The organism is Xanthomonas sp. GW (genome assembly GCF_014236815.1).
Taxonomy (GTDB): Bacteria; Pseudomonadota; Gammaproteobacteria; order Xanthomonadales; family Xanthomonadaceae; genus Xanthomonas_A.
In genome coordinates this window covers 4255732-4280131 of the sequence record NZ_CP051189.1, presented here as the reverse complement: position 1 = coordinate 4280131, position 24400 = coordinate 4255732, and the positions used below count along the sequence as shown (strand labels likewise).

11 protein-coding genes are annotated in these 24400 nt (G+C 70.8%); 10 read left to right on the top strand and 1 reads right to left on the bottom strand.

Features of this window, described 5'->3' with window-relative positions:
* Window positions 1-63 precede the first annotated feature (63 nt).
* From lptF to HEP73_RS18395, 3 genes are read left to right on the top strand one after another with little or no spacing between them, the layout of a single operon-like run.
* The gene (gene lptF / locus HEP73_RS18405; RefSeq protein ID WP_185821042.1) at window positions 64-1149 is read left to right on the top strand and encodes an LPS export ABC transporter permease LptF; all 1086 of its coding nucleotides are present in this window, start codon (window positions 64-66) and stop codon (window positions 1147-1149) included.
* Window positions 1146-2252, top strand: a complete 1107-nt coding sequence (gene lptG / locus HEP73_RS18400) for an LPS export ABC transporter permease LptG (protein WP_185813979.1) — start codon at window positions 1146-1148, stop codon at window positions 2250-2252. The genes lptF and lptG overlap by 4 nt, the downstream gene beginning before the upstream one ends.
* Window positions 2253-2256: 4 nt before the next feature.
* Window positions 2257-2589, top strand: a complete 333-nt coding sequence (locus HEP73_RS18395; RefSeq protein WP_185821041.1) for a hypothetical protein — start codon at window positions 2257-2259, stop codon at window positions 2587-2589.
* A gap of 213 nt (window positions 2590-2802) precedes the next feature.
* Here the strand turns inward: HEP73_RS18395 and HEP73_RS18390 are convergent, their stop codons facing one another.
* On the bottom strand, window positions 2803-3276 hold the full coding sequence (locus HEP73_RS18390) for an RDD family protein (RefSeq protein ID WP_185821040.1): 474 nt from the start codon (window positions 3274-3276) through the stop codon (window positions 2803-2805).
* A 129-nt stretch (window positions 3277-3405) separates the two neighbouring features.
* On the opposite strand from HEP73_RS18390, the gene xerD reads away from it, so the two are divergent.
* The 7 genes from xerD (at window position 3406) to xpsF (ending at window position 24370) form a co-directional block, all read left to right on the top strand.
* Complete coding sequence (gene xerD, locus HEP73_RS18385; RefSeq protein ID WP_185821039.1) at window positions 3406-4380, top strand: site-specific tyrosine recombinase XerD; 975 nt, start codon at window positions 3406-3408, stop codon at window positions 4378-4380.
* A gap of 121 nt (window positions 4381-4501) precedes the next feature.
* The gene (locus tag HEP73_RS18380) at window positions 4502-5308 is read left to right on the top strand and encodes a DsbC family protein (protein ID WP_185821038.1); all 807 of its coding nucleotides are present in this window, start codon (window positions 4502-4504) and stop codon (window positions 5306-5308) included.
* A gap of 210 nt (window positions 5309-5518) precedes the next feature.
* Window positions 5519-9574 carry a phosphoribosylformylglycinamidine synthase gene (gene purL / locus HEP73_RS18375; protein ID WP_185821037.1) on the top strand — a complete coding sequence of 1352 codons (4056 nt, stop codon included), beginning with the start codon at window positions 5519-5521 and terminating at the stop codon, window positions 9572-9574.
* Between the two features lie 1107 nt (window positions 9575-10681).
* On the top strand, window positions 10682-18901 hold the full coding sequence (locus HEP73_RS18370) for an ESPR-type extended signal peptide-containing protein (RefSeq protein ID WP_185821036.1): 8220 nt from the start codon (window positions 10682-10684) through the stop codon (window positions 18899-18901).
* A 161-nt stretch (window positions 18902-19062) separates the two neighbouring features.
* On the top strand, window positions 19063-20952 hold the full coding sequence (locus HEP73_RS18365; RefSeq protein WP_185821035.1) for a S8 family peptidase: 1890 nt from the start codon (window positions 19063-19065) through the stop codon (window positions 20950-20952).
* 399 nt (window positions 20953-21351) lie between these two features.
* Window positions 21352-23043, top strand: coding sequence for a type II secretion system ATPase GspE (gene gspE / locus HEP73_RS18360; protein ID WP_185823482.1), 1692 nt, complete (start codon window positions 21352-21354; stop codon window positions 23041-23043).
* Window positions 23044-23155: 112 nt separating this feature from the next.
* A complete protein-coding gene (gene xpsF, locus HEP73_RS18355; RefSeq protein WP_185821034.1) occupies window positions 23156-24370 on the top strand; it encodes a type II secretion system protein XpsF in 1215 nt (404 codons plus the stop codon).
* Window positions 24371-24400: the final 30 nt, after the last annotated feature.

Sequence of the window (24400 nt, the reverse complement as noted above, 5' to 3'; positions counted from 1 at the left end):
GTCCAGCCGGGTTAGGCTGGCTCCGCCGCGAACGAATCCGAGAGTTTAAATCAACCCACCCCCATGCCGAAGCTCGATCGATACCTGCTGCGCGATTTCATCCAGAGCTTCTTGGCCACCCTCATCGTCCTGCTGGTGGTCAGCGTCGGCGGTGTGCTGGTCGACATCCTGGGCAACATCGCCGATGGCCGCATCCCGGCCAAGTTGCTGTTTTCCCAGTTGGGTCTGCAATTCGTGGTGTATCTGCCGCTGATCCTGCCGCTGGCGCTGATGCTGGGCCTGCTGCTGGCGCTGGCGCGGCTGTACCGCGACTCGGAAATGGCGGTGATCACCGCCATCGGCGTCGGCCCGCGGCGCCTGCTGCGGCCGATCCTGATGCTGGTGGTGCCGGTGGTGACCCTGGTCGGGCTGTGCTCGCTGTGGCTGGGTCCCTGGGCCGACCGCACCTCCGACCGGCTGATCGACGAAGCCAACCGCAGCCTGCTGATGGCCGGGCTGGAGGCCGGGCGCTTCACCCCGCTTTCCGACGGCGGCATCGTCTATATCAGCACCCTGTCCGGCGACGGCACCAAGCTGGGCAAGGTGTTCATGCAGCGGCAGAAGGACGGCCGCCTGGACGTGGTCACCGCGCAGCGCGGCGCGATGTTCTTCGAAGGCAGGGCCGACCGCTACCTGCGCCTGGAGGACGGCTACCGCGTGGAAGGGCCGCTGGCTGGCGACGACATGGACTACCGGCTGATGCGCTACGTCAGCAACGACGTGGCCCTGCCGGACCGCAGCGAGGCGCGCAAGGACGACGATCCGGAGCTGCTGCCCACCGAAAAGCTGATCGGCGACCCGCGGCCGCAGGCCAATGCGCAGCTGCACGCGCGCATCGCGCCGCCGCTGCTGGCGCTGGCCTTCGCCCTGCTGACCCTGCCGCTGTCGCGCAGTTCGCCGCGGCAGCAGCGCTACGGCCGGATCATGCTGGCGTTCCTGGCCTACCTGGTCGGCACCAACCTGATGTTCATCGGCACCCAGTGGCTGAGCACCGACAAGCTGCCGCGCGCGCTGGGCCTGTGGTGGCTGACCGTGCCGCTGCTGGTGCTGGCGGTGTGGACCTATCTGCGCGACGGCCAGCTGTCGCGGCCGCGGAGGCAGGCGGCATGAGGCTGCGTCCGAACCTGCACGACGTCTACGTCGGCCGCGCCGTGCTCGGCACCGTCCTGCTGACCTGGGCGGTCCTGCTCGGGCTCGACGTGATCATGGCCTTGTCCAACGAATTCAAGGACATCGGCAAGGGCAGCTACAGCCTCGGCCACGCCGTGGCGTTCGTCGCCTACACCGTGCCGCGGCGCGCCTACACCCTGTTCCCGACCGGCGCGGTGATCGGCGTGCTGATGGGCCTGGGGCAGCTGGCGGCCACCTCCGAGCTGACCGCGCTGCGCGCGCTGGGCCTGTCGCGGCCGCGGCTGAGCGTGGCCGCGGCGGCGACGATGTTGCTGCTGACCGTGGCGATGGTGTTCAGCGGCGAGACCCTGGCGCCGTGGGCGCAGAACCAGGCCGACACGATCAAGGCCAACGCCAAGTACAACGGCAACATGAGCATGGCCCGCTATTCCGGGGTGTGGGCGCGCGAGGGCGATACCTTTCTCAACGCGCAGGCCGGCGAGGAACACCTGGAAGGCAACGGCGGCACCTGGCTGGAGTTGCGCGACGTGCGTCTGTACACGCTGGATCAGGCCGGGCGCCTGGCCTCGCTGACCCACGCCACCACCGCCGAGCACCGCAGCAGCGGCTGGACCCTGAAGCAGGCCTACCGCGATACCTTCGCCGAGCGTTCGGTGCAGCGCGAGAAGTTCGACAGCCTGCCGTGGGCCTCGCGGCTGGATGCCGCCGCGCTGGCCTCGGGCCTGGCCAAGCCGCGCAACCTGTCCGCGCACGACCTGCACACCAGCATCGAGTACCGCCGCCGCAACGGCCTGGACGCGCGCGATTACGAGGACCAGTACTGGAGCCGCTGGTTCTACCCGGTCAACGTACTGGCGCTGTGCTTCGCCGCCATTCCGTTCGCGTTCGGCGCGCTGCGCAGCGGCGGCATGGGCAAGCGCCTGTTCCTGGGCATCCTGTTCGCGCTGGTGTTCTGGCTGCTGCAGCTGTTCTTCGGGCGCATGGCCGGCGCGCTCAAGTTCGACTACCGCATCGCCTACGCGTTGCCGCCGCTGGTGATGCTGACCGTGTCGTGGCTGTTGTTCCGCAAACGCAGCAGTTGAGTCGATGCGCCGGTTGAGTACAACCGGGTTGGTGTTCTGCCTGCTGTATGTGGGAGTGATCGTCTGGTGTCATTGGTTGGCACAGGATCCGCAGCTCGATATCAAAGCCCGAATGTTTTTGCGGCTAGTCCCGATCCTGCCGCCCTTGCTTGCGCTGGGGCAACTCGGCTTGATGCCCGCCTTCGAGTGGTTGCCGGAGGTCGTCGGCTATCTGCTGATGCTGGTGCCCATGTTCTGGGCGATCTATTGGCTGGGCCGGTTCCTGGAAAGGCATATTCGCGGCAGCGTCGCGTTGCGCAGGGCAGCATCGCTGCAGAAGCGCGGCGATGGGCTGTGACATGGCGGCTGCCGTTGTCGCTGGCCGCAATTGACGCATCCTGGTGGCCTGACGCGGTTTAGCGCCTACAGCGTCGACGCGCCGCCACTGCGGTCAGGGCTTTTGCTTCGTAAGCCGAACCAGCCGCGTGCCGCTGGCACGGTCGTGCCGCGCCGCAGTGGCCTGGAAGGGCCAACGGAGTTCGCCGCGCCGCCGCGCGCCCATGTGTTGCGGTCAGGGCTTCTTCGGAAGTCGAACCAGCCGCGTGCCGCTGGCACGGTCGTGCCACGTCAACCGTTCGCGATCGAACAGCGCCCACCAGAAACCCAGCCCGCCCAGCAGCAGCGACAGGGTGCCGACTAGGTAGCGCCGCCACAGCGCGCCCCAGCTCGGCGTGCCGCCATCGGCGCCGTGCAGCCGCAGCCGCCACGGGCGCATGCCCAGGGTCTGGCCGCCGCGGCGCCAGCTCAGGGTCGCGTACAGCCCGGCCGCCAGCCAGCAGCACAGCCACAACAGCCACTGCAAGGCGCTGAACGGAGGGATGTTTTCGCGCGGCGCGTGGCCTTCGAGGGTGTAGCCCAGGGTGAACAGCGCGGAGATCGCGAACCACAGCGCCAGCACCGGCCAGGCATCGTAGAACAGTGCCAGCAGCCGCCACGGCAGCAGCGCGCGCGGACGGGAAGCGGTGGCGGTGGACGCGGCGGTCATCGCCACAGCTTAGCGGCAGCGCCACCGGCGCGTCACCGGCTGGCGCCGCCCCGCATTGCGCCGTGCGAAGTGGGCGCTAGGCTTTGCCGAGTCCCGAGTCCCGAGTCCCGAGTCCCGTAAGCTCTGCCGATGCCCGACCTCCACACCCCCGCCGAACGCCGCCAGCAGGCGCAACGGCTCGCCCCGCTGCGCGATGCCGATGCCGCCGCGATCCAGCAGTTCCTGGACACCGCCTGGGCCGAACAGGGCCTGGCACGGCAGAGTCTGGACAGCTACCGGCGCGACCTTGAAGGCTTCGCGCGCTGGCGCGACGGCGCCGGCGGCGGCCTGCCCGGGGCCGATCGCCAGGCCCTGTTCGATTACCTGGCCTGGCGCACCCGGCTGGGCTATTCGCAGCGCAGCAACGCGCGCTGGCTGTCGTCGCTGCGCGCGTTCTTCGCCTTGCGCCTGCGCCGCGGCGAGCGCAGCGACGATCCGACCGCGTTGCTGGACCCGCCCAAGCTGCCGCGTTCCCTGCCCAAGGCGCTGGCCGAGAGCCAGATCGACGCGCTGCTGGCGACGCCGGACGACGCCGATCCGGCCGGCCTGCGCGACCGCGCCATGCTCGAACTGATGTACGCGGCCGGGCTGCGCGTCAGCGAACTGGTGAACCTGCCGGCGAATGCGGTGAACCTGCGCCAGGGCGTGCTGCGCGTCACCGGCAAGGGCAGCAAGGAGCGCCTGGTGCCGCTGGGCGAGGAATCGCAGCACTGGCTGCAGCGCTATCTGGACACGGCGCGGCCGGCGCTGGCGGCGGGGCAGGCGGTGCCGGCCAGCGACGGCACCGTGCCGATGTTCATCGATGCGGCGCGGCGTCCGCTGAGCCGGCAGCAGTTCTGGGGCCTGGTCAAGCGCTATGCGGCGCTGGCCGGCATCGACCCCACTTCGGTCAGCCCGCACGGCCTGCGCCACAGCTTCGCCACCCACCTGCTCAACCGCGGCGCCGACCTGCGCGCGCTGCAGATGCTGCTCGGGCACAGCTCGCTGTCCACCACCCAGATCTACACCCTGGTGGCGCGCGAACACCTGCAGAAACTGCACAGCAAGCACCATCCGCGCGGCTGAGGCCCCCGGCGGTGCCCCGTCCGCCTGCGCGGACCGCGCCGTGGCCGCTCAGCCTGTCTACATGGAGCGGACCAATCGGTATGCGACAATCCAGCCGATTCGCAGCCCTCATGGATAGCCAATGCTCCGTTTTGCTCTTTTTGCGCTGCTGGGCGCCACGTCCCTTTCCGCCTGCGCGCAGCCGGCTTCGCCCACCGGCGCCGGCGCCGCCCCGGCCAAGCCGGCCGCCGCTCCTGCCGGCACCCCGGGCGACCAGCGCGTGCGTGCGGCGCTGCTGCAGCTGGATCCGAACTTCAAGCCCGACTTCATCGGCGCCGCGCCGTTCCCGGGCTTCCGCGAAGTGGTGGTCGGCGGGCAGGTGCTGTACGTGTCCGACGACGGCCGCTACCTGTTCCAGGCGCAGCCGTTCGACATCCAGGAAAAGCAGTTCGCCTCCAGCGAGGGCCTGCTGAACTACCGCCGCAAGCTGCTGGAATCGGCGCCGCGCACCGAGCGCATCGTATTCGCCCCGGCCAATCCGAAGTACACCATCAGCGTGTTCACCGACATCGAGTGCGGCTACTGCCGCAAGCTGCACAGCGAGATCGCCGAGCTCAACAAGCAGGGCATCGCGGTGGAGTACCTGGCGTTCCCGCGCATGGGCCTGGGTAGCCAGGACTACAAGGACATGGTCGCGGTGTGGTGCGCGGCCGACAAGAAGAAGGCGCTGACCGAGGCCAAGGCCAACGGCAAGGTGCCGAGCGCGGCCAGCTGCAAGAACCCGGTGACCATGCAGTACAACCTGGGCCAGCGCCTGGGCGTCAACGGCACCCCGGCGATCTTCGCCCCGGACGGCACCCAGCTCGGCGGCTACCTGCCGCCGGCGCAGCTGCGCGAGGCGCTGGACAAGCGCGCGGCCGAGGCGGGCCGGGCGGGCGGTAGTCGCTAAGCGGCCGGGATTTGGGATTGGGGATTGGGGATTCGCAAACGCGCGTCCCCGGCATGTGAGCGTTGATTCGGGCGTTCGTGTCGTCTGCGTTAGTTATTGATTTCTGGGAATTTTCCCGCTCCCTTAAAACAGCGTTTGCGAGTCCCGAGTCCCCGGTCCCGAGTCCCGGCTACACTACGCAGCCCGTTTACCTCACACGGTTCCCCGGACATGATCGTCCTCGAGGGCGCTTCCGCCCTTTCGCCGTTCCGTCGCGCTCGGCTCGAAACCCGCCTGCAATCCGTCGTTCCCGGTCTGCGCATCGCAGGCGCCTGGCACGTCTACTTCATCGACAGCGACGCCGACGGCGCGGTGGATACCGCCGCCGCGCAACGCATCCTGCAGGCGCAGGACGCGCCGGCCGAGGCCGAGGCGGGTACCCGCTCGCGCTACGTGGTGCCGCGGCTGGGCACGCGCTCGCCGTGGTCGAGCAAGGCCACCGAACTAGTGCGCGGCGCCGGCCTGGCAATCCGCCGCGTGGAGCGCGGCACCCGCCTGGACCTGGCCGGCTGGCCCGAAGACGCCATCCAGCAGGCGGCGCTGGCCAAGCTGCTGCACGACCCGATGACCCAGTCGCTGCTGGACGGCGCCGCGCAGGCGCAGGCGCTGTTCCAGGCGCCGGCGCGCGGCGACGTCGAGCGCATCGCGCTGGACCAGCTGGAAGCGGCCAACGCGCGGCTGGGCCTGGCCCTGGCGCAGGACGAGATCGACTACCTGCGCCAGCGCTTCGGCGAACTCGGCCGCGATCCGGCCGACGTCGAGCTGATGATGTTCGCGCAGGCCAATTCCGAGCACTGCCGGCACAAGATCTTCAACGCCAGTTGGAGCATCGACGGCAAGGAGCAGGAACGCTCGCTGTTCCGGATGATCAAGCACACCCACCAGCAGACCCCGCAGCACACGCTCAGCGCGTACAGCGACAACGCGGCGGTGGTGGAAGGGCATCCGGCCGCGCGCTACCGCCCGGATCCGGCCAGCGGCGAATACCGCAGCGAGCCGGTGACGCCGTCGGCGTTCTGCATCAAGGTCGAGACCCACAACCACCCGACCGCGATCGCGCCGTTCCCGGGCGCCTCCACCGGCGCCGGCGGCGAGATCCGCGACGAGGGCGCCACCGGCCGCGGCGGCAAGCCCAAGGCCGGCCTGACCGGCTTCAGCGTCTCGCACCTGCGCATCCCGACCCTGCCGCAGCCGTGGGAAGCCGAGCGCCCGTTGAACCCGCGCATGGCCCCGGCGCTGGAGATCATGCTCGAGGCTCCGCTCGGCGGCGCCGCGTTCAACAACGAATTCGGCCGGCCCAACCTGCTCGGCTATTTCCGCAGCTTCGAACTGCCGGAGACGCAGGACCTGACCCGCGCCTACGACAAGCCGATCATGCTCGCCGGCGGCCTCGGCGCGATCGATCGCATCCAGGTCGAGAAGATCCGCCTGCAGCCGGGCGACGCGGTGATCGTGCTCGGCGGCCCGGCGATGCTGATCGGCCTGGGCGGCGGCGCGGCCAGTTCGGTGGCCTCCGGCGACAGCGCCGAGGATCTGGATTTCGCCAGCGTGCAGCGCGACAACCCGGAGATGGAGCGGCGCGTGCAGGAGGTCATCGACCGCTGCGTGGCGCTGGGCGCCGACAACCCGATCCGCTGGTTCCACGACGTCGGCGCCGGCGGCCTGTCCAACGCGATTCCCGAACTGCTGCACGACTCCGGCGTGGGCGGCCTCATCGACCTGGACCGCGTGCCCAGCGACGACCCGTCGCTGTCGCCGATGCAGCTGTGGTGCAACGAATCGCAGGAGCGCTACGTGCTCGGCGTGCCGCAGGCGCGCCTGGCCGAATTCGCCGCGCTCTGCGAACGCGAGCGCTGCCCGTTCGCCGCGGTCGGCGTGGCGACCGCCGAGGAACGGCTCATCGTGGGCTATGGCGTCTTCGGCGGCGGGAATGGGGAATCGGGAATCGGGAATGGTGAACAGCCAGCCGAGTCCGCTTCTTACGAATCCCCAATCCCCAATCCCCAATCCCGGCACCCCATCGACCTGCCCATGGACGTGCTGTTCGGCAAGCCGCCGAAGATGCACCGCGATGCGCGGCGGCCGCCGGCACCGCGTTGGCCCGAGTTGGACACCGACACGCTGGACCTGCGCGAGGCCGGGTTGCGCGTGCTGGCGCATCCGGCGGTGGCGGCGAAGAGTTTCCTGGTCACGATCGGCGACCGCAGCGTCGGCGGGTTGACCGCGCGCGAGCAGATGATCGGTCCGTGGCAGCTGCCGCTGGCCGATTGCGCGATCACCCTGGCCGGGTTCGAGACCTACGCCGGCGAAGCGATGGCGATCGGCGAACGCACGCCGCTGGCGCTGCTCGATGCCGCCGCGGCGGCGCGCATGGCGGTCGGCGAGGCGATCACCAACCTGTGCGCGGCGCCGGTCGAGGCGCTGGCGCAGGTCAAGCTGTCGGCGAACTGGATGGCCGCGGCCAACCACGCCGGCGAGGACGCGCGGCTGTACGCGGCGGTCAAGGCGGTGGGCATGGAACTGTGCCCGCAGCTGGACCTGAGCATTCCGGTCGGCAAGGATTCGTTGTCGATGCAGGCGCAGTGGGCGGTGACTGCCGTGAATCGGGAATCGGGAATCGGGAATGGGGAAACGCGCGACGTTTCCGCAACCGACGACTCCGCTTCTGCGATTCCCGATTCCCCATTCTCCAGTCCCGGCGAAACGCATAAAAGCGTTTCGCCCGTGTCGCTGATCGTCACCGCGTTCGCCCCGGTGGCCGACGCGCGCGCGCAGCTGACGCCGTTGCTGGCGCGCGAGGCGGAGAGCGAGTTGTGGCTGATCGGGCTGGGCGGCGGCAAGCAGCGCCTGGGCGGGTCGGTGCTGGCGCAGGTGCATGCCGAGGGCGGCTTGCCGGCGTTCGGCGGCGCGGTGCCGGACCTGGACGATGCGCAGCGCCTGCGCGCGTTCTTCGAACTGATCCGCGATGCGCGCGAGGCCGGGCTGCTGCTGGCCTACCACGACCGCAGCGACGGCGGCGCCTTCGCCACCCTGTGCGAGATGGCGTTCGCCTCGCGCCAGGGCCTGGAGATCAATCTCGATGCCTGGGGCGACGATCCGTTCCGCAGCCTGTTCAACGAGGAACTGGGCGCGGTGGTACAGGTCGCCAACGAGGACCGCGCCGCGTTCGCCGATCTGATCGAGCGGCACGCGCTGACCGAGTGCGCGCAGCGCATCGCCCGCCCCAGCACCGCCGCGGTGGTGCGCGTGGGGCTGGCCGGCAAGACCCTGGTCGAATGGCGCTGGGAGGAGTTGTTCGACGCGTGGTGGTCGGTGAGCCACGCCATGCAGAAGCTGCGCGACAACCCCGACAGCGCCGACGAGGAGCGCGCGGTGGCGCGCGATTTCGCCGCGCCTGGGCTGAAGCCGAAGCTGGCGTTCGACCCGGCCGAGGATGTGGCAGCGCCGTTCGTCGCCAGCGGGCAGCGGCCCAAGGTGGCGATCCTGCGCGAGCAGGGCGTCAACGGCCAGATCGAGATGGCCAACGCGTTCGAGCAAGCCGGTTTCCGCGCCTTCGACGTGCACATGAGCGACCTGATCGCCGGCCGCGTGGACCTGGCCGATTTCGTCGGCCTGGCCGCCTGCGGCGGCTTCAGCTACGGCGATGTGCTCGGCGCCGGCCGCGGCTGGGCCACCTCGATCCTGGAGCGGCCCGCGCTGCGCGATGCGTTCGCGGCGTTCTTCGCGCGCCCGGACACGTTCGCGCTGGGCGTGTGCAACGGCTGCCAGATGCTCAGCCAGCTCAAGGACATCATTCCCGGCGCCGAACACTGGCCGCGCTTCCTGCGCAACCGCAGCGAGCAGTTCGAGGCGCGCACCAGCCTGCTGGAAGTGGTGGAGTCGCCATCGATCTTCCTGCGCGGCATGGCCGGCTCGCGGATCCCGGTGGCGGTGGCGCATGGCGAAGGCCGCGCCGAGTTCGACAACGCCGTGGACCAGGCCGCCGCGCGTGTGGCGTTGCGCTTCGTCGACGGCAACGGCGAGGTCGCCGCGCGCTATCCGCTGAACCCGAACGGCTCGCCCGACGGCATCACCGGCCTGACCAGCGACGACGGCCGGGTGACGATCCTGATGCCGCATCCCGAGCGCACCCCGCGCTCGCTCAACCTCAGCTGGCACCCCGAAGGCTGGGCGGACGCTTCGCCGTGGCTGCGCATGTTCCGCAACGCGCGGGTGTGGGTGGGCTGAGCGCCCGTCTGCCGCGCCCGCCATCGGCGGGCGCGGTTGCGTGATGCGAGCGAGCGCGCCCTGCGCCGGCCCGGCGCAGAGAGGCTATGCACGCTCGGCTGTTCCCTTCTCCCCTCGGGACCATGGCCTCCTTTTCGGGGGAAGGTGCCCCGCAGGGGCGGATGAGGGTGCGGGCGAAGCCTCGTGCACCCTAAACATCGCGAGACGCTGCGCGCCGCACCCTCACCCCAACCCCTCTCCCGGTGGGAGAGGGGCTATGCGCGCTCGGCTGTTCCCTTCTCCCTTCGGGAGAAGGTGCCCCGAAGGGGCGGATGAGGGTCCGGGCGTAGCCTCGTGCACCCAAACTCCGCGAGACGCTGCGCGCCGTACCCTCACCCCAACCCCTCTCCCGGCGGGAGAGGGGCTATGTGCGCTCGGCTGTTCCCTTCTCCCCTCGGGACCATGGCCCCCTTTTCGGGGGAAGGTGGCCCGCAGGGCCGGATGAGGGTACGGGCGAAGCCTCGGTGAACTGCCGGAGCCGTCCCGAATCGCCGAGTGACCGCCAGCCGCCGCAGCTTGCAACCGGCTGAAGAAGCCCCCGCTATGCGCACCCGCCGGCGACTGCCGGCCATCGCCTTCTACCGCCGGCCAACGGCCGCGTTCTGCGCAGTTGCGCTTGTGCACGGCGGAACGCGGCCCTCCCTCAGACCGGCGGCAACCGCTTTCCACCATCACCCCCGATTCGCGTCAAACCCTTGGCGCAACAGCGAATGCTGCTTCCGCCTGATGTCAACGCATGGCAAGTGCCGTGCCGAGAATTTGGCGGAATGTCTTGTTTTGATTGAAATTTATCTAAAAATTAACAATTAAGTTGTAAATCCGAGATTTCCATCACTGTTATTGCCGTTTCAAGTCAAAAACTTGACGTACTCAAGATACGGGGTTAACACTCCAGACAGTTCCGCATTTCGTCTTGGTTCATCAAGGCAGACGCGCAGCGACAGGCACCCGCCTCTCGCGCTCCGGGTCAGGGATGCGGCGCAAATACCGACAGGGGGTCGGCCGGCTGGAATGCCGGGCGAGGGTGGCTTTTTGACCAAAAACCAGCCTATTGAGGAGCAGTACTCGATGAATCGGATTTATCGCAAGGTCTGGAACAAGGCGTTGGGGATGTGGACCGTGGCCTCGGAACTGGCCAGCGGCGATTCCCGCGGCCAGCTCGTTCGCGAAGGCAGGGCTGGGCGCGCGCAGGGCCTGGCCTTGTCGGCCGCGATCGCCATGGCGCTGGGCGCCGGCGGATCCGTACTGCCCTCGGCCGCACAGGCGCAGGCGCTGCAGATCGGCGACGGCGCCAGCGCCAGCGGCGACTACGCCACCGCGGTCGGCGCCGAAAGCAACGCCAGCGGCGAACAGAGCACCGCCACCGGCGCGGCCAGCAACGCCAGCGGCGACGGCAGCGTGGCCAGCGGCGCGCTCAGCGAAGCGAACGGCCTGGAATCCACCGCACTCGGCTACTACAGCACCGCCAGCGGCATCGGCGCGACCGCGCTCGGCGCCGAAAGCATCGCCAACGGCACCGCCACCGCGGCGGTCGGCCTGGGCGCCACCGCCGATGCCGACTTCGCCACCGCCGTCGGCGGTTTCGCCAGCGCGACCGGCTACAACAGCACCGCGCTGGGCAATGCCGCCGTGGCGCAGGGCGAGAACAGCGTGGCGCTGGGCGCCGATGCGCTCGCCGATCGCGACAACAGCGTGTCGGTCGGCAAGGCCGGCGCCGAGCGCCAGATCACCAACGTCGCCGCCGGCAGCGAAGCCACCGACGCGGTCAACGTGGCCCAGCTGGACGCGGTGAAGCAGACCGCCGACACCACCGCCAAATATTTCCAGTCCAGCGGCAGCGCCGACAGCGACGCCGGCGCCTATGTCGAAGGCGACAACGCGCTGGCCGCCGGCGAAGCCGCCAATGCGATCGGCAACGGCAGCAGCGCGCTCGGCAGCGGCGCCACCAGCATCGGCGGCAATGCCACCGCGGTGGGCAGCAACGCGACCGCGACCGGCGCTTCGGCGACCGCGGTCGGCGGTGCGCTGTCGATCGTCGACGAGAACGGCGAGGTGCTGCTGGAAGGCACCACCAGCGCCGCGGCGCAGGGCGCCAGCGCGTTCGGCGCCGGGGCGCAGGGCAACGGCGCGTTCTCCACCGCACTCGGTACCGCCGCGCGCGCCGACGGCGTGCAGAGCACTGCGACCGGTTTCTCTGCCGAAGCTGGCGGTCTGGCGAGCACCGCGAACGGCGGCTTCAGCCAGGCCGGCGGCGAGTTCGCCTCCGCGTTCGGCTACGGCGCCAATGCCAGCGGCGGCAGCGCCGTGGCAGTGGGCGAGTCGAGCCTGGCCAGCGGCGAATCCAGCACCGCGGTCGGCGGCAGCGTGCTCGGCTTTTTGACGACCGAAGCGCAGGGCGAAGGCGGTTCGGCGTTCGGCGCCGGCGCCTGGGCCAACGGCGCGTTCTCCACCTCGATCGGCTGGCTGAGTTCGGCCGACGGCGACTCCAGCACCGCGCTCGGCGGCGCCTCCTGGGCGCAGGCCGAGGACTCCACCGCGCTGGGCTACGGCGCCAAGGCCGCGGCCGTCCGCAGCGTCGCACTCGGCCAGGGTTCCACCGCCGACCGCGCCGACACGGTGTCGGTCGGCAGCGCCGGCAACGAACGCCAGATCGCCAACGTCGCCGCCGGTACCGAGGGCACCGATGCGGTGAACCTGGACCAGCTCGATGCGGTCGCCAACGTCGCCGACACCACCGCGCGCCTGTTCTCCGCCAGCGGCGAAGGCAGCGCACTGGCGCAAGGCGAAGACGCCACCGCCTCCGGTTCCAACGCCTTGGCCGATGGCGACTACGCCACCGCGCTCGGCTCCAGCAGCTTCGCCGGCGGCACCGCCGCCTCTGCGATCGGCAGCGGCGCGGTGGCCAATGGCCAGAACGCCAGCGCGCTCGGCGCCAATGCCACTGCCAATGGCGAGTCGGCGACCGCGATCGGCGGCGTCGCCACCGTCTACGACTACGACGACGACGGTTTCATCATTGGCAGCCGCGAGCAGACCACGCAGGCGCTGGGCACCGCGGCGACCGCGGTCGGCGGCGGCGCGCAGGCGCTGGATGCGCTGAGCACCGCGGTCGGCACCGGCAGTTCCGCCAGCGGCGTGCAGAGCACCGCGCTGGGCTACCACGCGCAGACCTTCCAGGATGGCGCCACCGCGGTCGGCGGCCTGTCCGAAGTGTCCGGCGCGCTGGGCACGGCGGTGGGCTACGGCTCGCGCGCTGCGGGCGACTACGCCACCGCGACCGGTATCGGCGCGCGGGCGACCGCGACCAGCACCGTGGCGATGGGCATGAATGCCCTGGCCAGCGGCACCGACAGCGTCGCCATCGGCGGCGTCAGCACCGCCGCCGAAAGCGCCGGCAACAGCGTCGGCATCGCCGCGGCGACCGGCGTCGGCGGCGTCGCCCTGGGCGCGGGCGCGCAGAGCCAGGGCGATTACGCGATCGCGCTGGGCTACAACGCCAACGTCTTCCCGAACCTGGAAAACGGTACCGCCGACTCGGTGGCGATCGGCCACAGCGCCGGTTCGTTCGCGCCGCACACCGTCTCGCTTGGCGCCCATGCGCTGTCCGCAGGCGAGGGCGGGGTGGCGATCGGCCAGGCGTCCACCGCCTGGACCGCCAACAGCGTGGCTCTCGGCGCCGATGCGGTGACCTCGATGTTCCACGACAGCAGCACCGCGATCGGTGCCAACAGCGCGGCCAACGGCACCGACGCGACCGCGATCGGCTACGGCGCGCGGGTCAGCAGCTGGCTCGCGGATGCGCAGGAACGTTCCGCATCCAGCGCGGTCGCGCTCGGCGCGTATTCCTACGCGGACCGCGACAACAGCGTCTCGGTCGGCGACGTGGCCAGCGGCCTGACCCGGCAGATCACCAGTGTCGCCGCCGGCACCGAGGCCACTGATGCGGTCAACGTCGCGCAGCTGCAGGAAGCGGGCAAGTATCTGCAGGCCAGCGCCGGCAACAGCGACGCCGGCGCCTATGTCGAAGGCGACGATGCGCTGGCCGCGGGCGAGGCGGCCAATGCCATCGGCAACGGCAGCACCGCGCTCGGCGGCGGTGCCGATGCGTTGAGCAGCGGGGCGACCGCGGTGGGCAGCGGCGCGGTCGCGGCGGGGCAGAACAGCGCCGCGTTCGGCACCAACGCGCAGGCCACCGGCCCGGCGGCGGTGGCCGTGGGTGGGGTAGCGGTCGACGAGAACGGCGACCCGCTGATCACCAACGGCGGCGTGGCGGTGGATACCGGTGCGACCAGCGCCGGCGTCGGCGGCACCGCGCTGGGCGCCAGCGCCGATGCCGGCGGCTTCGCCGCCTCGGCGGTGGGCGTGGGCGCCTATGCCAGCGGCGCGCAGGCCTCGGCGTTCGGCGCGGTGTCCAATGCCAGCGGCGATTACGCCACCGCGATCGGCACGCAGAGCGCGGCGACCGGCGCCAGCAGCGTCGCCGTCGGCGGCCCGGCCGACCTGATCCCGGGCCTGGGCCTGTTCGTGCAGACCCACGCCAGCGGCGAGAGTTCGGCGGCGTTCGGCGCCGGCGCGATCGCGTCGGGCGATTACAGCCTGGCCAGCGGCAGCCTCAGCGAGGCCTCCGGTCTGGAAAGCACCGCGCTGGGCTACTTCGCCTATGCGCCGGGCGCCTTCGCCACGGCGCTCGGCGCCGAGTCCTGGGCCAGCGGCGCCAACAGCACCGCGATCGGCTACTACAGCACCGCGCTCGCCGCCGACAGCGTGGCGCTGGGTTCCAACTCGGTCGCGCGCCGCGCCAACACGGTGTCGGTCGGCGATGTGGGCAGCGAACGGCAGATCGCCAACGTCGCCGCCGGCAGCCAGGCCACCGACGCGGTCAACGTGGCACAGCTGGACGCGGTGAAGCAGACCGCCGAGACCACCTCCAAGTTCTTCACCAGCAGCGGCAGCGGCACGGTCGGCGCCTACGCCGATGGCGAGGGCGCCGTCGCGGCAGGCGATGCGGCCAACGCCTACGGCAACGGCGCGGCCGCGTACGGCAGCGGCGCCGCCGCGATCGGCAGCGACGCGGTCGCGCTCGGCAACGGCAGCACCGCCGGCGGCGCCGGCAGTACTGCCATTGGCGGCCAGGGCCAGGCGTTCGACCAGTACAACCAGCCGATCACCGATGCCGACGGCAATACGCAGATGATCGGCGCCAACGCCGGCGAGAACGCCACCGCCATCGGTGCCGGCGCACAGGCCACCGGTGCGCTGGCGACCGCCACCGGCTACGGCGCGCAGGCCACCGGCGACCACAGCACCGCCGGCGGCTACAAGGCGCGTGCGACCGGCAGCTACAGCCTGGCGCAGGGCGACAACGCCTGGGCCAGCGGCGACGACGCCACTGCCAGCGGCGCCTACGCCTGGGCCACCGCCGATGGCGCCTCGGCGTTCGGCGCTTCGGCCTGGGCGACCGGCAGCAATGCCTCGGCATTCGGCACCGGGGCGTGGGCCAGCGGCAGCGGCGCCACCTCGATCGGCTTCAACAGCTGGGCACCGGGCCTCAGCGCCACCGCGGTGGGTCGCGGTGCGTTCGGCTACGGCAACTACAGCGTGGCGATGGGCTTCCAGGCGCTGGGCAACCAGGTCAACACCATCGCCCTTGGCACCAACAGCCTGGCCGATGCGGAAAGCGCAGTGGCGATCGGCGCCGGCAGCGAGGCGACCGCCTCCAACGCCGTGGCGCTGGGTGCGGGTTCGGTCGCAGACCGCGCCTACAGCGTGTCGGTGGGCAGCGCCGGCAACGAGCGCCAGATCACCAACGTCGCCGCCGGCACCGACGCCACCGACGCGGTCAACGTCGCCCAGCTCGATGCGGTCAAGCAGGCGGCGGAAACCACCAGCAAGTACTTCCAGGCCAGCGGCAGCGACGCCAGCGATGCCGGCGCCTATGTCGAAGGCGACAATGCGCTGGCCGCCGGCGAGGCGGCCAATGCGATCGGCGACGGCAGCACCGCATTGGGCGGCGGCGCCAATGCGCTGGCCGCCGGGGCCACCGCGATCGGCTTCAACGCGGTGTCCAGCGGCAGCGATGCGGTCGCGCTCGGCAGCGACAGCCAGGCGCTGGGCCAGGACAGCATCGCCATCGGCAACGGTGCGCTGGCCAGCGAGATCGGTGCCACCGCCAGCGGTGCCGGCGCGCAGGCCAGCGGGACCTATTCCACCGCCACCGGCAGCGAAGCGGTGGCCTCGGACAACCAGGCCACCGCCAGCGGCTTCCGCAGCAGCGCTTCCAACATCGGCGCCACCGCGCTCGGCGGCTACAGCGAAGCCAGCGGCTACCTGTCCTCGGCACTGGGTTACGGCGCGCTCGCTGCCGGCGACTACGGCACCGCGGTCGGCGTCGCCTCCACCGCCTCCGGTGCCAGCAGCGTGGCGGTGGGCGAGTACAGCGTGGCGTCCGGCGAGGAGAGCGTCGCGGTCGGCGGCACCTCGTTCTTCGGGTTGATTCCGGCCGAGGCCTCCGGTGCCAACTCGTCGGCATTCGGTGCCGGCGCCGGCGCCACCGCCGACTTCAGCACCGCCATCGGCAGCCTGGCCTACGCCAGCGCCGAAGATTCCAGCGCCTTCGGCTACGGCGCCTATGCCTCCGCCAGCAACAGCGTGGCGCTGGGCGCCGGGTCCGAGGCCGATCGCGACAACACCGTGTCGGTGGGCAGCGTCGGCAGCGAGCGGCAGATCGCCAACGTCGCCGCCGGTACTGAAGACACCGATGCGGTCAATGTCGCGCAGCTGGATGCGGTCAAGCAGTCCGCCGATGCCACCGGCAAGCAGTTCAAGGCCAGCGGCGGCGCAGCGCCGGCCGACGATGTCGGCAGCTATGTCGAGGGCAACTACGCCACCGCCGCCGGCGAGGCGTCCAATGCCTTCGGCACCGGCGCCTCGGCGTTCGGCAGCGGCGCGTTGGCCGGTGCGCAGTACGCCACCGCGTCCGGCTACAACGCCACCGCCACCGGCGAGTCCAGCACCGCGATCGGCGGCTCGCTGTACTACACCGACGACGCCGGCAACGTGCTGCTCGACGGCACCACCACCGCCAGCGAAGTCGGCGCCACCGCGCTCGGTGCGGGCGCGCAGGCCACCGCCGCGTTCAGCAGCGCCAGCGGCGCCGGCGCCACGGCCAGCGGCGTGCAGTCCACCGCCAACGGCTACAAGGCCGAAGCCACGACCGACTACAGCACTGCGGTCGGCGCGTTCAGCAGTGCCAGCGGCACCCGCACCAGCGCCTTCGGCTACGGCGCCGAGGCGGCGGGCGACTACGCCTCGGCATTGGGCTGGGGCAGCACCGCGTCCGGCGCGTATGCATCGGCGCTGGGCTACAGCGCCCGCGCCACCGGCGAGGATGCGACCGCGCTCGGCGCGTCGGCCTGGGCCACCGCGGCGCAGACCACCGCGGTGGGCCAGTTCGCCTGGGCCACGGCGCAGGGCGGCACCGCGATCGGCCAGGATGCCTACGCCTACAGCGGCATCAACGCCACCGCGCTGGGCACCAGCGCCTGGGCCAGCGGCAGCAACAGCGTCGCGCTCGGCGCCGGTTCGCGCGCCAGCGAAGCCAACGTGGTGTCGGTGGGCGGCGGCAACGGGGTCAGCGCGCCGGCCACGCGTCGCATCACCAACGTCGGCGCGGCGGTCAACGCCACCGATGCGGTGAACAAGACGCAGCTCGATGCGGTGGCGGCGGCCGCCGGCGAAACCAGCGCCGACTTCCAGAGCTCGGGCAGCGGCGTGGCCAGCGCCAGCGGCGTCAACAGCACCGCGGCCGGTGCCGGCGCCACCGCCAGCGGCCTGCGCAGCACCGCGCTGGGCGTGGACAGCCTCGCCAGCGGCGCCGGCGCGACCGCGTCGGGCGCCAGCAGTTCGGCCAGCGGCGCGCGCAGCACCGCCATCGGCCTGCAGACCAATGCGATCGGCGAGAACGGCGTGGCGCTGGGCTACAACAGCTTCGTCCGCAACAGCGGCAGCAACGGCGTGGCGATCGGCGCCAACGCCGGCGTCTCGGCCGACAATGCGGTCGCGCTCGGCGCCGGTTCGCGCGTGTACGAGGCCGACACGGTGTCGCTGGGCAGCGGCAACGGCCGCGGCGGCCCGGCCACGCGGCGCATCGTCAATCTGACCGCGGGCAGCATCGCCGCCGGCAGCACCGAGGCGATCAACGGCAGCCAGCTGTACCAGTCGCTGAGCAACATGGCCACGTTCCTCGGCGGCGGTGCCGGGCTCGGCGCGCAAGGCCTGTTCGTGGCGCCGACCTACGTGATCCAGGGCGCCAGCTACAGCAACGTCGGCGATGCGCTGGCGGCGCTGGATGGCAAGGTCAGCGAACTGGATGCGCGCAGCGGCGGCACTGCCAGTGTCTCCCGCAATGCGCGTGTCGCCAGCGTGGCCTCGGTGGCCGAGCCGGAGTCGAGCGTGGCCACCGCACAGGCGGCGTCCGAGTCGGCGACGGTATCCGGTACCGCGTCCACCGCGCAGGTCGGCGAGGCGGTCGTGGCCGATGCGGGGGCGAGCGCGACCGCGGTCGGCACCGCGGCGCGCGCCAACGACGTCACCGGCACCGCGATCGGCGGCAGCGCCTATGCGCATGGCCCCAACGACACCGCGATCGGAAGCAACGCCAAGGTCAACGCCGACGGCAGCACCGCGGTGGGCGCCAACAGCCACATCGCCGCGGTGGCGACCAATGCGGTGGCGATGGGCGAGGGCGCCAGCGTCACCGCGGCCTCGGGCACCGCGTTGGGCCAGGGCGCCAGCGCCACGGCGCAGGGGGCGGTCGCGCTGGGCCAGGGGTCGGTCGCCGACCGCGCCAACACGGTGTCGGTGGGCAGCGCCGGCAACGAGCGCCAGGTCGCCAACGTCGCCGCCGGCACGCAGGCCACCGATGCGGTCAACAAGGGCCAGCTCGACAGCGGCGTCGCCACCGCCAAGTCGTACACCGACACGCGCTTCAACACCATGGCCGACAGCTTCGACGTGCTGCGCGGCGATGTCGATGCGCGGTTGCGCGACCAGGACCGCCGCATCGACCGGCAGGGCGCGATGAGCGCGGCGATGCTCAACATGGCCACCAGCGCCGCGGGCATCCGCACCCAGAACCGGGTCGGTGCCGGCGTCGGTTTCCAGAACGGCGAGTCGGCGTTGTCGGTGGGCTACCAGCGCGCCTTCAGCGATCGCGCCACGCTGACCATCGGCGGCGCGTTCAGCGGCGACGACAGCTCGGTCGGCATCGGCGCCGGCTTCGGCTGGTGAGCCATCGCGGACGGCGGCGCGTGCCGTCGTCCGCCCACGCAATGGCCTGAGGGGGCAGACCTAAGGACCTTGGCTGGGCCGGCCAACGGATTCGGGAAAAAGGAGCTTTTTTACGGCCGCAACAGTCGCCTGATCCACGAAACTTTGAAGAGGACGTCAACGTGATCGACAAGCAAAATCTCCGTATCAATGCCATCGCCGCCGCCATGCTGGCAATGTCGCTGGGGGCCTCGAGCGCATTCGCGGCCGGTGCCGCGTCGCTGCCGGTCAAGCAGCCGGCCAAGGCCGCGCCGGCCGACGCGCAGACTTCCAGCCGCATCGTGGTGCGCTACAACGCCGGCACCGCCGCCGCCAGCGACCGCAGCGCCAAGCTGTCGGCGGTGCAGTCGGCGGTGACCCGCGCCAGCCTGGGCGGCAGCAACGGCATCTCCCGTGCCGCGGCCGCCAGCGTGCGCGCCGAATACGTGCGCACCCTCGGCGTGGGCGCCGACCTGATCCGCCTATCGGGCAAGTTGAGCAAGGCCGACGTGGACAAGGTGGTGGCGGAAATCGCCGCCGATCCGGCGGTCAAGTACGCGGTGAAGGATCTCAAACAGCAGCGCTCCGAGCTGCCCAAGGCTGCGCTGGAGCAGCCGCAGCTGGTGCCCAACGACCCGCTGTACGCGCAGTACCAGTGGCATCTGAGCAGCGCCACCGGCGGCATCAACTCGCCGGCGGCGTGGGACGTGTCCAAGGGCGACGGCGTGGTCGTCGCGGTGCTGGATACCGGCATCCTGCCGAACCATCCGGACGTGGCGGTGAACCTGCTGCAGGGCTACGACTTCATCTCCGATGCGGAGACCTCGCGGCGTCCGACCGACGCGCGCGTGCCGGGCGCGCTGGACTACGGCGACTGGGTCGAGAACGACAACGAGTGCTATGCGGGCTCGCTGGCCGAAGACAGCTCCTGGCACGGCAGCCATGTCGCCGGCACCGTCGCCGAGGCCACCAACAACGGCGTTGGCATGGCCGGCGTCGCGCCGAACGCCACGGTGCTGCCGGTGCGCGTGCTCGGCAAGTGCGGCGGCTACCTGTCCGACATCGCCGACGCGATCACCTGGGCCTCCGGTGGCACCGTCGCCGGCGTGCCGGCCAACGCCAATCCGGCCGAGGTCATCAACATGAGCCTGGGCGGCAGCGGCACCTGCGACGCCCTGTACCAGGATGCGATCAACGGCGCGGTGGCGCGCGGCACCACGGTGGTGGTGGCGGCCGGCAACAGCGCCGGCAATGCCGCCAACTTCCGTCCGGCCAGCTGCGCCAATGTGATCGCGGTCGGCGCGACGCGCATCACCGGCGGCATCGCCTCCTACTCCAACTATGGCGCGGCGGTGGACCTGTCCGGTCCGGGCGGCGGCGGCGGCGTGGACGGCAACCCGGGCGGCTACGTCTGGCAGAACGGCTACACCGGCGCGACCACGCCGACTTCGGGCAACTACACCTACATGGGCATGGGCGGCACCTCGATGGCCTCGCCGCACGTGGCGGCGGTGGCGGCCCTGGTGCAGAGCGCGGTGATCGCCGCCGGCAATGCGCCGCTGACCCCGGCCGCGCTGGAAACCCTGCTCAAGCAGACCGCGCGTCCGTTCCCGGTGTCGATCCCGACCAGCACCCCGATCGGTACCGGCATCGTCGATGCCAAGGCTGCGCTGGACAAGGCGCTGGAAGTGCCGTGCGATCCGCAGACCGAGGAATGCGCACCGCCGGCGACCGCGCTGACCAACAAGGTGGCGGTGGCCGGCCTGACCGGTGCCGCAGGCAACGAGGTGCTGTACAGCTTCGAGGCCGAGGCCGGCGCGGTGCTGAGCTTCCTCACCTACGGCGGCAGCGGCAATGTGTCGCTGTACGTGAGCTTCGACAAGGAGCCCAGCACCACCAGCTACGACGCCAAGTCGGCGCGCCCGGGCAACAACGAGACGGTGCGCTTCACCGCGCCGCAGGCCGGCACCTACTACGTCAAGCTGGTCGGCACCTCGAGCTACAGCGGCGTCAGCCTGGTCGCGCGCCAGTAAGCGTGCATTGGACGGCGCCGGCGACGGCGCCGGAGTGACCCAGAAAACCCGGCTTCGGCCGGGTTTTCTGCGTTCGGGAGCTGAAAACCGCGAGCGCAGCGGTCGCGGCCGCTGCCGGCGCAGCCGCCGTTGCGCAGGCGTGCGGCCGCAGTCCACTGCGCTTGTGCGCTGCAGCGCCGACGCCGCGCTCGCCATGCATACGACGCCGCAACGCGCGATGTTGCGCGCCGCGTATGTCATGCCAATGACGGCGTGCCGCGCTGCCGCGGCGTCGTAGACAGTGCGGCGGGCCGGCGCGGCGCAGGCAGGCGGCAAGTCGCGCCGAACTGCTAAAGTCGCCGCACGCTCTGGAGGGATTGTGTGAACGCGCTCGTCAAGGACACTGCTGCCGCTGTCGATATGCCCGAGGCGCGCATCGTCGATGCGTTGCTGGCCAAGGGCCGGCTCAAGGAGGGCGACCTGCTGCGCGCGCGCCAGTTGCAGCGCGAATCCGGCGGCGGCCTGCTGTCGCTGCTGGCGCGGCTGGGGCTGGTGTCCGAACGCGACCACGCCGAGGTCAGCGCCGAAGTGCTGGGCCTGCCGCTGCTCGACGCCAAGCAATTGCCGGCCACCGCGCCGGAGCACCTGCCCGAGGCGCAGCCGCTGTCGCTGCGCTTCCTCAAGCAATTCCACGTGTGCCCGCTGGGCGAGCACGACGGCGTGCTGGAACTGTGGATGTCCGACCCGCACGAGGCCTATGCCGCCGATGCGGTGCGCCTGGCCACCGGTTTCCAGGTGCTGCCGCGGGTCGGCCTGCGCTCGGAGATCGACGACCTGATCGAGCGCTGGTTCGGCCAGGGTCGCAGCGCGATGGGCGCGATCGTGGAGACCGCCGACGGCGACAGCACGGCGGCCGACGACATCGAGCACCTGCGCGACCTGGCCTCGGAAGCGCCGGTGATCCGGCTGGTGAACCTGGTGATCCAGCGCGCGGTGGAACTGCGCGCCTCGGACATCCACATCGAACCGTTCGAGAACCGGCTGAAGGTGCGCTACCGCGTCGACGGCGTGCTGATCGACGGCGAAAGCCCGCCGGCCAACCTGACCGCGGCGGTGATCAGCCGGGTCAAGATCATGGCCAAGCTCAACATCGCCGAGCGCCGCCTGCCGCAGGACGGACGCATCATGCTGCGCGTGCAGGGCAAGGAACTGGACCTGCGCGTGAGCACCATGCCCACCGCGCACGGCGAGAGCGTGGTGATGCGTTTGCTCGACCGCGAGACGGTGGTGTTCGACTTCCACCGGCTCGGCTTCACCGACGCGTTCCTGCCGCAGTTCCGCAAGGTGCTGGAGCAGCCGCACGGCATCCTACTGGTCACCGGCCCCACCGGCTCGGGCAAGACCACCACGCTGTATACCGCGCTGAGCCAGCTCAATACCTCAGACGTCAAGATCATCACCGTCGAGGATCCGGTCGAATACCAGATCGAGGGCATCAACCAGATCCAGGCCAAGCCGCAGATCGGGCTGGATTTCTCGCACGCGCTGCGCAGCATCGTGCGCCAGGATCCGGACATCATCATGATCGGCGAAATGCGCGACCTGGAAACCGCGCGCATCGCGATCCAGTCGGCGCTGACCGGCCACCTGGTGCTGTCCACGCTGCATACCAATAACGCCGCCGGCGGCATCACCCGCCTGCTCGACATGGGCGTGGAGGACTATCTGCTGACCTCCACCATCAACGGCATCCTGGCGCAGCGCCTGGTGCGGCGGCTGGAGCCGACCCATGCCGAGCGCTACCCGGCCTCGCCGGAGGAGATCGAGAAGTTCGAACTGCGCCGGCTGCAGCCCGAAGGCGAGATCTTCCTGTTCCGCCCGCGGCCTTCGGCGATCGCGCCGACCGGCTACCTGGGCCGCACCACGATCATGGAATTCCTGGTGATGAACGACGCGCTGCGCCGCGCGGTGATGCGCCACGCCGGCATGGGCGAAATCGAACAGTTGGCGCGCGAAGCCGGCATGCGCACGATGTACGAGGACGGCATCGGCAAGGCGCTCAGCGGCCAGACCACGATCGAGGAAGTGCTGCGCGTGACGGAGGAAACCTGATGCGCGCAGGCGCGTCAGCGCGCATTTGCATCGTGGATCTGCCGCGGCCGCGCCGGCACGCGCGCAGCCCGCTTTCCGGTTCGCCGTTTCCCATTCCCCACTCCCAGCCCTGATGCCCCTGTACCGCTACAAAGCGCTCAACCCGCACGGCGAGATCCTGGAAGGCCAGATGGAGGCCGCCAGTGACGCCGAGGTGGCGCTGCGCCTGCAGGAGCAGGGGCATATGCCGATGGAGGCCAAGCTCGCGGCGCAGGGCGGCGGCACCTCGCTGCGCGGCCTGTTCCGGCCCAAGCCGTTCGACGGTGCGGCGCTGGTGCAGTTCACTCAACAGCTGGCGACCCTGCTCGGCGCCGGCCAACCGCTGGATCGCGCGCTGACGATCCTGCTCGAACTGCCCGAAGACGAGCGTTCCAAGCGCACCGTCGGCGACATCCGCGACGCAGTGCGCGGCGGCGCGCCGCTGTCCACCGCATTGGAGCGGCAGCATGGTTTGTTTTCGCGCCTGTACATCAACATGGTCCGCGCCGGTGAGGCCGGCGGCAGCCTGCACGACACCTTGCAGCGCCTGGCCGAATACCTGGAGCGCAGCCGCGAACTGAAGGGGCGGGTGATCAATGCGCTGATCTATCCGGCGATCCTGGTCAGCGTGGTCGGCTGCGCGCTGCTGTTCCTGCTCGGCTACGTGGTGCCGCAGTTCGCGCTGATGTACGAGAGCCTGGACGTGCAGCTGCCGTGGTTCACCCAGGCGGTGCTGAGCGTGGGCCTGTTCGTGCGCGATTGGTGGATCGTGTTGCTGGTGGTGCCCGGGCTGGCACTGCTGGCGGTGGACCGCAAGCGCCGCGATCCGGTGTTCCGCGCCAGCTTCGACGCCTGGCTGCTCAAGCAGCGCTTCATCGGCGTGCTGATCGCGCGGCTGGAAACCGCGCGGTTGACCCGCACCCTGGGCACGCTGCTGCGCAACGGCGTGCCGCTGCTGGCCGCGCTGGGCATCTCGCGCAACGTGCTGTCGAACCTGGCGCTGACCGCCGACGTCGGCGCCGCGGCCGACGACGTCAAGAACGGCCACGGCCTGTCGGCGTCGCTGTCCAAGGGCAAGCGCTTCCCGCGGCTGGCGCTGCAGATGATCCAGGTCGGCGAGGAATCCGGCGCGCTGGACACGATGCTGCTGAAGACCGCCGACACCTTCGAACAGGAAACCGCGCAGGCGATCGACCGCCTGCTCGCCGCGCTGGTGCCGTTGATCACCCTGGTCCTGGCCTCGGTGGTCGGGCTGGTGATCATTTCTGTCCTCGTCCCCTTGTACGACCTGACCAATGCGATTGGGTGAGGCCATGCGTTTGCGAACCACTGGTTCGCG

Excerpts from the sequence above, each read along its gene's own strand:
- lptF (WP_185821042.1), top strand. The coding sequence starts at position 64 with ATGCCGAAGCTCGATCGATACCTGCTGCGCGATTTCATCCAGAGCTTC.
- lptG (WP_185813979.1), top strand. The coding sequence starts at position 1,146 with ATGAGGCTGCGTCCGAACCTGCACGACGTCTACGTCGGCCGCGCCGTG.
- HEP73_RS18395 (WP_185821041.1), top strand. The coding sequence starts at position 2,257 with ATGCGCCGGTTGAGTACAACCGGGTTGGTGTTCTGCCTGCTGTATGTG.
- HEP73_RS18390 (WP_185821040.1), bottom strand. The coding sequence starts at position 3,276 with ATGACCGCCGCGTCCACCGCCACCGCTTCCCGTCCGCGCGCGCTGCTG.
- xerD (WP_185821039.1), top strand. The coding sequence starts at position 3,406 with ATGCCCGACCTCCACACCCCCGCCGAACGCCGCCAGCAGGCGCAACGG.
- HEP73_RS18380 (WP_185821038.1), top strand. The coding sequence starts at position 4,502 with ATGCTCCGTTTTGCTCTTTTTGCGCTGCTGGGCGCCACGTCCCTTTCC.
- purL (WP_185821037.1), top strand. The coding sequence starts at position 5,519 with ATGATCGTCCTCGAGGGCGCTTCCGCCCTTTCGCCGTTCCGTCGCGCT.
- HEP73_RS18370 (WP_185821036.1), top strand. The coding sequence starts at position 10,682 with ATGAATCGGATTTATCGCAAGGTCTGGAACAAGGCGTTGGGGATGTGG.
- gspE (WP_185823482.1), top strand. The coding sequence starts at position 21,352 with ATGCCCGAGGCGCGCATCGTCGATGCGTTGCTGGCCAAGGGCCGGCTC.
- xpsF (WP_185821034.1), top strand. The coding sequence starts at position 23,156 with ATGCCCCTGTACCGCTACAAAGCGCTCAACCCGCACGGCGAGATCCTG.